The sequence below is a fragment of the Psychrobacter sp. genome (assembly GCF_049295055.1).
In the GTDB taxonomy this organism is placed as follows: Bacteria; Pseudomonadota; Gammaproteobacteria; order Pseudomonadales; family Moraxellaceae; genus Psychrobacter.
On the sequence record NZ_JBAQQF010000014.1, the window covers coordinates 1 to 12935 of the forward strand.

12 protein-coding genes are annotated in these 12935 nt (G+C 41.6%); 8 read left to right on the plus strand and 4 right to left on the minus strand.

Features of this window, described 5'->3' with window-relative positions:
• Positions 1-16 precede the first annotated feature (16 nt).
• The 5 genes from rpmI (at position 17) to WAZ74_RS02405 (ending at position 5172) form a co-directional block, all read left to right on the plus strand.
• Positions 17-214: a 50S ribosomal protein L35 gene (gene rpmI / locus WAZ74_RS02385; protein WP_011281253.1), complete on the plus strand. Its 198-nt coding sequence runs from the start codon at positions 17-19 to the stop codon at positions 212-214.
• 129 nt (positions 215-343) lie between these two features.
• A complete protein-coding gene (gene rplT / locus WAZ74_RS02390) occupies positions 344-700 on the plus strand; it encodes a 50S ribosomal protein L20 (protein WP_010197865.1) in 357 nt (118 codons plus the stop codon).
• Positions 701-1056: 356 nt separating this feature from the next.
• Positions 1057-2112 (plus strand): phenylalanine--tRNA ligase subunit alpha, encoded by a 1056-nt coding sequence (gene pheS / locus WAZ74_RS02395; RefSeq protein ID WP_422305417.1) that lies wholly within the window; start codon positions 1057-1059, stop codon positions 2110-2112.
• Between the two features lie 68 nt (positions 2113-2180).
• A complete protein-coding gene (gene pheT / locus WAZ74_RS02400) occupies positions 2181-4598 on the plus strand; it encodes a phenylalanine--tRNA ligase subunit beta (RefSeq protein WP_422305419.1) in 2418 nt (805 codons plus the stop codon).
• 274 nt (positions 4599-4872) lie between these two features.
• The gene (locus WAZ74_RS02405) at positions 4873-5172 is read left to right on the plus strand and encodes an integration host factor subunit alpha (protein ID WP_422305421.1); all 300 of its coding nucleotides are present in this window, start codon (positions 4873-4875) and stop codon (positions 5170-5172) included.
• Positions 5173-5418: 246 nt separating this feature from the next.
• On the opposite strand, the gene WAZ74_RS02410 is transcribed toward WAZ74_RS02405, so the two are convergent.
• A complete protein-coding gene (locus tag WAZ74_RS02410; RefSeq protein WP_422305423.1) occupies positions 5419-5775 on the minus strand; it encodes a hypothetical protein in 357 nt (118 codons plus the stop codon).
• Positions 5776-6304: 529 nt separating this feature from the next.
• Here WAZ74_RS02410 and WAZ74_RS02415 point away from each other — a divergent pair.
• Complete coding sequence (locus tag WAZ74_RS02415) at positions 6305-7192, plus strand: neutral zinc metallopeptidase (protein ID WP_422305425.1); 888 nt, start codon at positions 6305-6307, stop codon at positions 7190-7192.
• A gap of 135 nt (positions 7193-7327) precedes the next feature.
• On the opposite strand, the gene WAZ74_RS02420 is transcribed toward WAZ74_RS02415, so the two are convergent.
• The 3 genes from WAZ74_RS02420 to trxA all read right to left on the minus strand — a co-directional run bounded on the left by WAZ74_RS02420 (position 7328) and on the right by trxA (position 10059).
• Positions 7328-7567 (minus strand): hypothetical protein, encoded by a 240-nt coding sequence (locus WAZ74_RS02420; RefSeq protein ID WP_422305427.1) that lies wholly within the window; start codon positions 7565-7567, stop codon positions 7328-7330.
• Between the two features lie 333 nt (positions 7568-7900).
• Positions 7901-9169: a transcription termination factor Rho gene (gene rho, locus WAZ74_RS02425; protein ID WP_422305429.1), complete on the minus strand. Its 1269-nt coding sequence runs from the start codon at positions 9167-9169 to the stop codon at positions 7901-7903.
• Positions 9170-9732: 563 nt separating this feature from the next.
• The gene (trxA, locus tag WAZ74_RS02430) at positions 9733-10059 is read right to left on the minus strand and encodes a thioredoxin (protein ID WP_021812773.1); all 327 of its coding nucleotides are present in this window, start codon (positions 10057-10059) and stop codon (positions 9733-9735) included.
• Positions 10060-10412: 353 nt separating this feature from the next.
• Here trxA and WAZ74_RS02435 point away from each other — a divergent pair, with 353 nt between their 5' ends.
• Complete coding sequence (locus tag WAZ74_RS02435) at positions 10413-11126, plus strand: RluA family pseudouridine synthase (protein ID WP_422305434.1); 714 nt, start codon at positions 10413-10415, stop codon at positions 11124-11126.
• Positions 11127-11424: 298 nt separating this feature from the next.
• Entirely contained in the window at positions 11425-12930 is a 1506-nt protein-coding gene (locus WAZ74_RS02440) for a flavin-containing monooxygenase (RefSeq protein WP_422305503.1), read from the plus strand.
• Positions 12931-12935: the final 5 nt, after the last annotated feature.

A 12935-nucleotide genomic window follows, 5' to 3' on the forward strand; every position in this document is an offset into this window, starting at 1 on the left:
AAAGAGGCAAATCATCATGAAAGTTAAGATGAAAACCAGAAGCGGTGCCGCTAAACGCTTCAAAAAAACAGCGAATGGCTTCAAGCGTAAGCAAGCATTCAAAAGCCATATCTTGACCAAGAAATCAGCTAAGCGTATTCGCCAGTTGCGCGGTCTAAAGATGGTGGACAAGTCTGACGAAGCAGCAGTTCGTCGTATGTGCCCATACATCTAATAGGCTATCGTCATTTGGGTTTGATCAAAAATATTTTGATTAAAAATACTTGACTTTGCAATCTGAAAACGATGCTTATAATTTAATAACATCGTTACTCGCTTAATTAAAGAAATCTTGGAGTAATTTATGGCCCGTGTAAAACGTGGTGTACAGGCGAATCGTCGTCACAAAAAAATCCTAAAACGCGCAAAAGGCTACTACGGTGCCCGTTCACGTGTTTACCGTGTAGCGGTACAAGCAGTGACCAAAGCTGGTCAATATGCTTATCGTGACCGTCGCAACAAAAAACGTACTTTCCGTCGTCTTTGGATTGCACGTATCAATGCTGGTGCACGCTTAAACGGCTTAAGCTATAGCCGCTTTATTAATGGTATGAAAAAAGCCAACATCTCAATCGATCGTCGCGTACTTGCTGACATCGCTATGCATGATGCAGCGACTTTCACAGCATTGGTCGAAAAAGCAAAAGCGGAATTGGCCTAAATATTAACTGTCCTTTAGGTATGCCGCTTTTTAATCCATTACTTATAAGTAATGCTTCACACGCGACTATCTAAATGGATAGGACTAATATTGATTAATAGTATGATATTAATAAAAGCTACCGCTGGTCGGTGGCTTTTTTTATAGTAAAGTATTTTACGGTTAATACTATGAGTGCCGAGCATAGATACAATCTTTATGAAACGATATTTATAATCGTCTAAATATTCAAGCCATTCATATAACTAATATTATTTTAAAGTGATTAGGTAAATGGTTTGCAATATTTGGTCAAATCTCTACAATTACAAATCACTATAATTAATAGTCCGTTTAAATCAGGAATGATGCGTCTTATGACTACCCCTGCTGCTAGCAACGATTTGTCGGCGCTACCGACCTTATCCTCAGAGATCAATGAGCTTAATGAAACTCAGCTTATTGAATTTACCAGCGCTGCTGAAGCCTTAATATTACAAGTCAGCGATACCCGCATATTACAAGATTTGCGTGTGCAATTGACTGGTAAAAAGAGCCCATTAACCGGCTGGTCAAAGCAGATGGGTAAACTAGATGCTGACGACAAAAAAACCTATGGTGGTTGGTTACATCAAGTGCGTAGCCGCATTCAGCAAGCATTAACTGATCAGCAACAGCAGCTAGAAGTTGCAGCGCTAAATGCCAAGCTCGAAGCCGAAAGTATTGATATCACCTTGCCTGCTCGCGGTGGTCAAAAAGGTCATTTGCATCCGGTGACGATGATTACCCAGCGTATGCAGCAGTATTTTATACAAGCAGGCTTTAATGTCGCTACTGGCCCTGAAGTCGAGAGCGATTACTATAATTTTGAAGCACTCAATATTCCGTCGCATCACCCTGCCCGCGCGATGCATGATACGTTCTATTTTGATGCGCACTATCTATTGCGTACGCATACCAGTCCGGTGCAAATCCGTACCATGGAAAAGAACGAGCCACCGATTCGTATTATTTGTCCAGGTCGCGTCTATCGTAATGACTCAGATCAAACCCATTCGCCGATGTTTCATCAGCTAGAAGGGCTCATGGTCACAGAATCTAGCACTTTTGCTGAGCTAAAAGGCTTGATTAGCGAGTTCTTAGAAGCATTCTTTGCCAAAGAATTGACCGTTCGTTTTCGTCCGTCATTTTTCCCGTTTACCGAGCCTTCTGCTGAAGTAGATATCCTCGATGATAATGGCAAATGGTTAGAGGTCATGGGCTGCGGGATGGTGCATCCACAAGTGCTGACCAACTGCGGTATTGATGCCGAAAAATATACGGGTTTTGCCTTTGGTATGGGCATTGAACGCTTTGCGATGCTGTATTACGGCATCGATGATTTGCGTTTGTTTTTCCAAAACGACGTACGTTTTTTAAAGCAGTTTGGCTAGATTTTCATTATTAATAGTGCAACCTTTAATTCAAAATCTTTATTATAAAATTCTGATCCGAGATATTTATGAAAATTAGCGAACAGTGGCTACGTCAATGGGTAAATCCTGCAAATAGCAGTGAGCAATTGGCCGATCAATTAACCATGGCAGGACTTGAGATTGACGATAGCTATGCAGTTGCCCGTGCTTTTAGTGGTGTGGTCGTCGGTGAAGTGATCAGCGTCGAGCAACATCCAGATGCGGACAAATTGCGTGTCACGCAGGTCAATGTTGGCGAAGCTGAACCTTTGCAAATTGTTTGCGGTGCGCCTAACGTCACTGTCGGTATGAAAGCACCGGTTGCGACCGTTGGAGCTGTTTTACCTTCTGATGACGTCAGTAATGGTAAAGCGGGTTTCCAAATTAAAAACGGCAACCTACGCGGCGTAGCTTCTAATGGTATGTTGTGCGGTGCGTCTGAAATTGACTTAGTCGATGATATCGATGGCTTGCTCGAGCTGCCTAATGATGCGCCAGTTGGCATGGATATTCGTGAGTATTTGGGTTTAGACAATCAGATACTGGATATCTCTATCACGCCAAACCGCGGTGATTGTTTTAGCGTGCGCGGTATTGCTCGTGAGATATCAGTGATTAACGATTTGCCTATGCAAATGCCAAATATCCCTAAAAATGTTGTCTCTACTCATAATGAAGCAACGCCAGCCGTGACAGTAAATGCAGTCGACGCTTGCCCACGTTATTTATTACAATCGATTATCAATATTGATCGCAGCATCGATACACCAAAATGGATGCAAGATGCACTAGTACAATCAGGACTACGCTCGCATAACTTCTTAGTTGATGTGACTAACTATGTGTTGATGGAGTTGGGTCAACCGCTGCATGCGTTTGATGCCGATACCATCGTTGGTGATATCGTGGTGCGTTTGGCACAGCCGCAAGAAAGCATTATTTTGCTTAACGAGCAGACCATCACCTTAACGGGCGATGAGTTAGTGATTGCAGATGATAAAGGTGTCCTTGCACTTGCCGGTATTATGGGCGGTCAGCGTAGCAGCGTCACCGATAGCACCACCAATATCGTATTAGAAAGTGCCTTTTTTAATCCATTGGCAATCGCTGCACGCGCACGTCGTTTTGGCTTACATACTGATGCGTCGCAACGTTTTGAGCGTGGCGTAGATTTTGAGTTACCAGAGCTAGCACTAGCACGCGCTTGTGATCTCATTATTAGCGTTACTGCTGGTCAAGCTGGGCAAATAATAAAAGCTGAACATGTTGAGCATTTACCAACACGTGCGGCCATTACCTTACCGATTACAAAGGCTCGTGATGTTATCGGCATTGAAATTGAGCCCGCAGTCATGGTGCGTATTTTGACCCAATTAGGGTTTGAAGTAGAGCAGCAGGCAGATAGCCTGATTTGCAAGCCGCCATCATATCGCTTTGATATGAGCATCCGCGAGGATCTAATCGAAGAGATTGCCCGTATTTATGGCTATGACAATATTCCAAGTGTATTGCCGCACTTGCAAGTCAGTATGGACTATGACGATACCGCAGACTTGACCCATGAGATGAAGCTAGCGCTAGTCGATAATGGTTATATGGAAGCGATTAGCTTTAGCTTTAGTGATGCCAAACTAGAAGCCTTGCTTGATGATGAAGCATTAGGAGAAGTGTTGGCGCTAGCTAATCCTATCTCTAGTGATTTAGCGGTGATGCGTCGTACTTTGCTATCAAGTTTATTGCCATGCGTGCAATACAACTTAAATCGCCAGCAGTCGCGCGTACGTTTTTTTGAGACGGGGCTGAGCTTTGTCGGTCATAGTGTTAGTGACTTAGTACAAACGCCAAGTATTGCTCTAGTGGCAGTTGGCGATATCTGGGATGAGCAGGCTTATCAGAATCGTGCGCTAGATTTTTATGATTTGAAGCATGATATTGAGCAATTATTACCGGTAAAAATCGATAGCACACGTATTCGCTATGAGCGTAGTGCGCTGAATTTCTTACACCCTGGGCAAAGCGCCAAACTATATATCGATGACCACTATATCGGTTGGTTGGGACAATTACATCCTAATACTGCTAAACAGTTAGATTTGCCTGCTACTTGGGTCGCGCAATTGTCTCTTGCACCACTGCTAACGCTTGCTCGCGAACAGCACGCAATCACCACACCAAGCAAATTCCCACAAGTACGCCGTGATATAGCCGTCTTAGTAGATAGTGATATCAGTTTGCAGACGTTAGAATCAACCATACGCGCTGCTGCAGGTGATCTGTTGACTGATCTATGGTTGTTTGACGTTTATCAAGGCGACAAGGTACCGACTGGTCAACGTTCATTAGCCTTTGCACTAATATGGCAAGAGAAAACGCAAACGTTATCTGATGAAGCGGTAAAAATAGCTACTGACAAGGTGGTGCAAGCGCTAACGGATCAGCATTCAGCACAGTTGCGTGACAGCTAACCTCTCATTGTAAAAGATACCATGCTCTATAGCCTTTTTATAAACGAGGCTATGGAGCATTGTTCTTCTTAAAACCGTAATTTGCAAGAACTGCTTTTTATATAAGCTGTTTTTCATACAAATTTTTCGAAAATGAGTTAAGTGGTTATTAATAAAGGATTTAAATGCAGTCTTTATCAAAAAGACGGTAAAAAACCTTTATAATAGTTAACATTAATCCTCATACCGCTAAACCATGATATTCGATATCACGACATAGCATAGGAGTCGTACTGTGAGCACCTTAACCAAATCTGACATGATTGAGCATTTGATGAGTCATCTAAACCTTACACGCCAAGAAGGCCGCTGTTTGGTAGAGAATTTTTTTGACGAATTGTCAGAGAGTTTGATTGATGGCAAAGAGGTCAAGCTTTCAGGCTTTGGCAACTTCGAGCTTAAAGATAAAAATAGCCGCCCAGGTCGTAACCCTAAAACAGGGGAGCCTGTTGCTGTATCAGCACGTCGCGTTGTTACCTTCAAAACAGGACAAAAATTTCGTCAAAAAGTCGATGAGCGCTTATTTGATGAATAGTATTGGTGGGTATTTTTGAAAAATAGCTGATTTAAGAGTATCACTAGATTAGTGCTGCTTTTTTACTGTGTTTTTATCGCGCTATACGCACTATAACTGATTGGCTGTAAAAAGAATACGCTGCGTCTGGTATAGATTTATATCTTTTGTTTTAAACGACTTATAAAATCATAAATAACAGCCATAAAAAAAGAGAGCATAGGCTCTCTTTTTTTAATACAGTATTTTTATTTATAAAAATAAAAATTACTGAGCTGGTTCTTCAACTACAACTTCGTCAGCTGCGTCTACAGCTGGAGTTTCGCTAGCTACGTCAACGCTTGTAGTAGTACCGTCTACAGGTACTTCAGCATCGATTTCGTCAGTAGCAGTAGCAAGTTGTGCATCAGCGATTTCAGCTTCAGCACCGGCAACAGCAGCATCAGCTTCAGCAGGAACAGCTTCGCCTTCAGCAGCAGCTTGATCTAGTTCTTGTGAAGCATCAGTCACTTCTTCTTTTGCGTCAGATAAATCTTCAGCAGCGTTTTCTTTGTTGCTGTCACAGGCAGTTAAGCCCATAGTTGCAGCCATGATACCAGCTAGAGCAAGTAATTTAAGTTTCATAAGGTTTTCTCCGGGATAATTGAATGAGCAGTAGCAGCAAAAAAGGTTGAATGTCCGAGATATCTCAGAATTCAACTAGTCTTAGTTACAGCTACTCAGCTTTCACGCATTCTATAGTATTTCTTTCTGGATGGAAAGGGGGTGTACAATTAAGTTACAATAAAATTGTAAATGGGGTTTTACTTTACCTATCTAACATAATTCTTAATACAATAAGTCAAATTAATCGAAGTATAATCAACAACATCAGACTTTTCTAAGAAGATCTCTATGTATTGCTATTCTTACTCCTTTCTATCTATTTCTTAAAATAGGCTAAGTAATATGGCGGTTAGTAGAGTGAATTCATACAATAGTAGTCGAGTATAAAGATAAATACAGTGCAAGTATCTTAAAATGATTGATTAATCTATTACACATTGTCTTAGCGGTTTAAAGGGTTGAATCAAAGGATTGAACTAAAAACTATATAACATGAATAATTATTAGTACGAATAGCAGACGTTATCGTATTTTCGGGAGTAAGACTATGAAATGGGAAGGCAGACGCGGCAGTTCTAACGTGCGTACTAGCAGTGGCGGCGGTAAAATGATCGGCGGTGGTATTGGTGGTATCATTATTGCTGGTATTCTATGGTTAGTATTTGGGGTAAACCCAATGACTGCGTTACAGACAGGTCAAGTAATAGCGGGTGGCGGAGGTAATACGTCCACTGAGCCTGCAACCAGCGATGATCGTGATACACGGTTTGTTAAAGTCATATTGGCCGATACTGAAGAGGTTTGGCATCAGGTATTTAACGAGGCGGGAAGTACTTATAAAGAGCCGTCACTGATTTTATTTAATGGACAGATTAGCTCAGCTTGTGGCAGTGCCAGCTCGGCGACTGGACCTTTTTATTGCCCAGGCGATCAGACCGTTTATCTAGATAAATCATTTTTTGTAGAGATGCGTCAAAATCTAGGTATTTCTGGTGATATACAGGGTTCAGGAGATAGCAATAATGAAGATAAAGCGGGAGATTTTGCTCAAGCTTATGTCATCTCGCATGAAGTCGGTCATCACGTGCAGACTTTGCTCGGTATTACCCAGCAAGTTAATGAAGCCAGTCGTCAAGTGACAGGGGCGCAAGCAAATAAATTATCTGTACTACAGGAGCTGCAGGCTGATTGTTTCGCTGGCGTCTGGGCACAGCGCAATCAACAGCGGGTACAGTTCTTGGAGCCAGGCGATATAGATGAGGCCATCAATGCCGCCAGTCAAATTGGTGATGATCGCTTAGCGCGAGCTAGTGGTGGCGCAGTCGTCCCTGATAACTTTACTCATGGCACCAGCCAACAGCGTGTGCAATGGTTTACTCGTGGTTTAGAGAGTGGCAATGTGCAGTCTTGTGATACGTTTAGCGGCGCATTATAAAAGCACTTATCTTTAGTCAATCGGCCAATCGCTAAACAAAAAAATCCTGCAATTAATTGCAGGATTTTTACTTCAATAACTAATAATTTCTTAATATAAAATATTATAAGATAGCTATTTAAAACTTAAAACGAATTATCTGGTTTGGTCATAGATATAACCACCGGCACCACCAAGAGCAGCACCAGCTATTGCACCACGTGCGATGTCTTTACTATCACCTTTACTTCTGATAAGCGCTCCAGCAGCAGCACCGGCAGTGGCAGCTTTAGCAGTGTTGCTCAAACCAGTGTTATAACCGTTAGTTGCGCAGCCGCCCATGATAAGAGCAGAGCTAGTAAGAGCCGTCATTGCGATCGTTTTAGCAAGTTTCATAATATTACCTATTGAGTTATCAAGATTGAAATTCAGTACTGATTCCTTCCAGCACTGATTAATAAAGTACCTTTATCCCATGTCTAATAGTACCACCGTTAATGTACTGGTGGTCGTAGTAGAAACGCTAAGCTTTGCAATTGCTCTGTAAAGCATGTTGCTCCACTGTATCGTTGGTAGTGCTTTTGCTTAGGGTTATTGTATTACTACTGATAGTAAGCTAACTGTTTTAGATAACTCTATTTCGAGGACCACAAAAGCAAAAAGACTGCCTTTTAGGCAGCCTTAAAGATTGATTAGCTACTTATGTGAACCACAAGAAATGATGGTAAATTAGTTTTGTGATTTACGTTTCATTTGCTCGAAGAATTCGTCATTGGTTTTCGCTTCTTTTAAGCGGTCCAATAGAAATTCAGTCGCTTGTACACCATCCATTGGTTGAAGTAATTTACGTAAAATCCAAACCTTACGTAGCTTATCTTCACTAAGTAGGCGCTCTTCTCGGCGCGTGCCAGATTTTTTGATATTGATAGCAGGGAAGACGCGTTTTTCAGCCAAATCACGTTCGAGGGTGATTTCTTGGTTACCTGTACCTTTGAATTCTTCAAAGATAACACTATCCATTTTACTGCCGGTATCAATAAGGGCGCTGGCAATAATGGTTAAGCTACCACCTTCTTCGATGTTACGTGCAGCACCAAAGAAGCGCTTTGGACGTTCAAGGGCATTGGCATCGAGACCACCGGTCAACACTTTACCTGATGATGGAATAACGGTGTTATAGGCGCGGGCGAGACGAGTAATAGAGTCAAGCAAAATAACCACATCCTGCTTGTGCTCGACCAAACGCTTGGCTTTTTCGATGACCATCTCAGCTACTTGTACATGACGCTGCGGTGGCTCATCAAAGGTCGAGGCAACCACTTCACCACGTACCGTACGTACCATCTCAGTCACTTCTTCTGGACGTTCATCAATCAGTAAGACAATCAAATAACATTCAGGATTGTTACGCGTGATTGATTGGGCAATAGTTTGCAATAGCATTGTTTTACCGGCTTTTGGCGGTGCAACAATAATAGAGCGCTGACCTTTACCAATGGGGGCAATTAGGTCAATGATTCGACCGGTCAAGTCCTCAGTGGTGCCGTTGCCAAGCTCAAGTTTGAGGTGTTCGGTTGGGAATAGGGGTGTTAAGTTTTCAAAAATGAGCTTATGGCGCGAGCGATCTGGCGTATCAAAGTTGATTTCGCCAACCTTTAATAGCGCAAAATAACGCTCAGAGTCTTTTGGTGGACGAATAGTGCCTGCGATACTGTCGCCTGTTTTGAGGCTAAAACGGCGAATTTGGCTAGGACTGACATAGATATCGTCAGGACCTGCTAAGTAAGAGCCTTCTGATGAGCGCAAAAAGCCAAAACCATCCGGGAGCACTTCAAGCACACCATCACCATAGATGGCCTCACCGTTACGGGCATGGGTTTTCAAAATAGCAAAGATAATGTCTTGCTTACGGCTACGTGCCATATTATCAAGGCCCATTTCTTTGGCGATAGCCAATAGCTCAGCGATTGATTTTTTCTTTAATTCAGTTAGATTCATAGATAGGTCATTAGCAGTTGGTCAGATGAGAGATGTCATTATCTGCACAAATCACGATATTGATTAAACAATAGTATTAGGGCGATAGAGGATGTATACACAGCGTTGAGGTTTATGTAGATTTGATTTTACGTGCCAGCTTGTTACTTGTTGTAAGAAATATAGGCAAAGTCACAAAAATGAAAATAAAGAAGTCTACATAAGAGTCTGCGTCAAAAACTCAATATAATTCATTGTGTTTAGTCATTCGGTCAGTAGTGTTTTTTAATAATGACGATGGTGTTTTTGTTGATAAACACGGGGAGAGTAGCGACAAGATATTTATGAAAACAATTGGTTTTCTCTTATGAGCAGACTATACGACCTTCAAGATAGCATTGTCAATAATTTTTGCCAAAAAAGTCATATAATCCAGTTTTTTGCTCATAAAAGCAGCAAAAAAGCCATTATCTGGTTCAGACAACAGCTTTTTTGAGAGTGCTTTTTATATTCTAAATGGCTTACATTGGAGTCACTAAAAATTAGTAAACACCAGCAATCATTGATTTTAAATAAACTGCCACTTATAAATGTTTGTCTAATACTTTTGCCAATTCAGCCTTTGGTTGTAGACCCATTACTGAATCTACTTTTTCGCCATCTTTAAAGACGAATAGGGTGGGAATGTTGCGAATACCGAAACGGCTTGCCGCTTGTGGGTTGTTATCAACGTCAACTTTAACGATTTTAACTTTACCTTGGTACTCAGTCGCTAAATCTTCTAAAATAGGAGCGATCGCTTTACAAGGACCACACCATGTTGCCCAAAAATCTACTAATACTGGCACGTCAGATTGTAGTACGTCTTGGTCAAAGTTAGCATCGGTGGTATTAACAATAAGGTCTGACATAATTTTTCTCTCTTGTTTTATTATTTCTGTCACCATTTATCTATAAAACGATAAACGTCATACCAAAACGATGACAGGCTAAAAATGTTAATAATGGCTAGAAATCTGCCATTATATTAACATGTTTGCCCAGAGTTGACAGACGCAGGCTGGTTAAATTGTTTAACAATTACGATTAGCACAATGAATCAACACATAACGATACAGCTTATGATTTATCTGTCACTTGCTTTGTTTATCGTCACATTTATTTCAAAATTTACCATTCTCTCAAATTTTACTTCATCGTTGAGAATGATTTATATGTCCAATCACACTATTATGCCTTTTACTGATATAAGTAGCCCACTGTTATGCCTTTTACTGATGAAAAGATCAATGCCCTTAATGCGCAAGAAAATGCCTATCCGCTTGAGTTTTTTCAAACATTTGCGAAAAAGGTTACTGTCTATGAAGACGATGATATTTGGGTCGTTGACAAGCCAGAAGGACTACTAAGTGTCGATGGTAAGACATTAAAGGTCAGTTTGCTTGCTCGGCTTGAGCGCGCCAATCCAGCAGTCAAACTCATCCATCGCCTTGATATGGATACCTCAGGGTTGTTAATCTTTGCAAAAAACGCTGCGGCACAAACTAATATTAGTAAGCAGTTTATTGAACGGCTACCACAAAAAAAATACCAAGCACGGGTATTTGGGCAGTGGAAAAGTGTGGGCGCAACTGGCAAGATATCCGCACCAGTACGTTATGAACCAACCACCAAACCACGCCATATCGTCGACCATGATTGGCCAAAACATGCGCTGACGTTATACGAAATATTGGCGCATGAGGAATGCGATGGTCAGATAGTCACTCGGGTATTATTAAAACCAGTTACCGGTCGTAGTCATCAATTGCGCGTACATATGGTGCATGTCGGGCATGTAATGATTGGCGATCCCATTTATGCAGAAGGTGCGGCATTAGAGATTGCGCCAAGACTGAATCTGCATGCACAACAACTGCGTCTCAAGCATCCTACACTTGGCGCATGGATGGACTGGGAAAGTCCAACACCTTTTTAACAGGTTTGTTTTTCCATTTTCTGTTTAAGCTTAGAGGCTATTTTATAAAAGCGATAAATTATCGTTTCCGGTGTTTCAAAACCAACTAAAATCCATTAATATGAAAGTATGATATTTTTGGAGTACTTTTGTACTCTGAGTATGAAATTTATCATGCAAAAATAAGGATCGTATTATGCTTGCTATTACTGCTACTAAGCAGGCGCTTAAGAATCGATTTAGAGCTACAGAGCGTTCAGTAGATATTCCAGTAGATTGCGAGGTGCTTATCATCGGTGCTGGTATCGCTGGTATTAGTATGGCTTGCCATTTGCAGCAGAGCTCGCAAAAACGCTATCGAGGTTTTTTTAATAGTGCAAATGCTATAAAACAAAAACGTAAGAATAAAGAGAAAAATTCTAGCGAGCGTTTTTTAATCTTAGAGAAACGCGAGGATTTGGGTGGTACATGGGATTTATTCACTTATCCTGGTATTCGCTCTGACTCTGATGCGTTAACGTTTGGCTATAGCTTCCGCCCATGGTTAGACCATAAAATGTTGGCAAAAGGCGCAGACATTAAGAGCTATATCGCTGATACTGCCCGTGAGTTCAAAGTTGTAGAACATATCCGCTATCAACATGAGCTACAGCAGCTATCGTGGTCAAGTAGTAGTCAACAATGGACGGCGATGATTAAAAATCATACCAGCGGTGAAGTATTCACCTTAACCGCGAATTTCGTCGTTGGCGCAACCGGTTATTATGATTATGAGACTGGTTATAGACCACATTTCAAAGATGAAGAAAAATTTAAAGGTGAGATAGTCCACCCGCAACATTGGCAAGATACGCACTATGATGATAAAAAAGTGGTTGTCATCGGTAGTGGGGCGACAGCGATGACATTGATACCGGCATTGGTCGATGAAAGTAGCGAACAACGTGCCCGCCATGTCACCATGTTACAACGCTCACCAACGTATGTCGCAAGCGTACCAGGCGATGATCATGCGCTTGAATTATTATCAGGTAAGTTTTCGCCCTTATCAAAAGCCCAAGCTTATACTTTGTTGCGCACGCGCAATGTGATGTTTCAACAAGGGGTTTATCGAACAGCGATGTACGCGCCTAAAGTTATAAAAGCGCTGTTAAACCATAGAGTCAAAAAAGAGCTCAAAGGCAGTGGCGTTGATGTTGCCCACTTTAAACCCGCTTATAATCCGTGGGAAGAGCGTTTATGTGCGGTGCCTGATAGCGACTTGTTTCAAGCTTTGCATAGCAAGCGTGCTGATGTGGTTACCGATAAGATTAGCCATTTTACCCAAACAGGTATTGCCTTGGCATCAGGCAAGCATTTAGAGGCTGATATCATTGTGACGGCAACTGGTCTTAAATTACAGATGCTCGGCGGTGCTGATTTATATGTCGATGGGCAGCAAATTGATGTAGGCGCACGGATGACCTATAAAGCCGTACTGCTTGATGGTGTGCCTAATATGGCAATCATGTTCGGCTATACTAACGCCTCTTGGACACTAAAGATTGATATGGCTTGTCAATATGTGCTGCGCTTATTGAATTATATGAACAAAGAAGGCTATAAAACAGTATGTGCGCAGGCTGAGACGGAACAAGAGCAAGTAAATATGCAGCCGGATACGGTACTTGGCGCGCTATCAGCAGGGTATGTCAGCCGTGCCAAACATCAATTACCAAAACAAGGTGATCGTTATCCTTGGCACGTGAATAATAATTATGTCACCGATCGTATCATGCTTAAATACCGTAAAATTAAAGACGAATGGCTGCATTTTACTCGTTAGTTTTT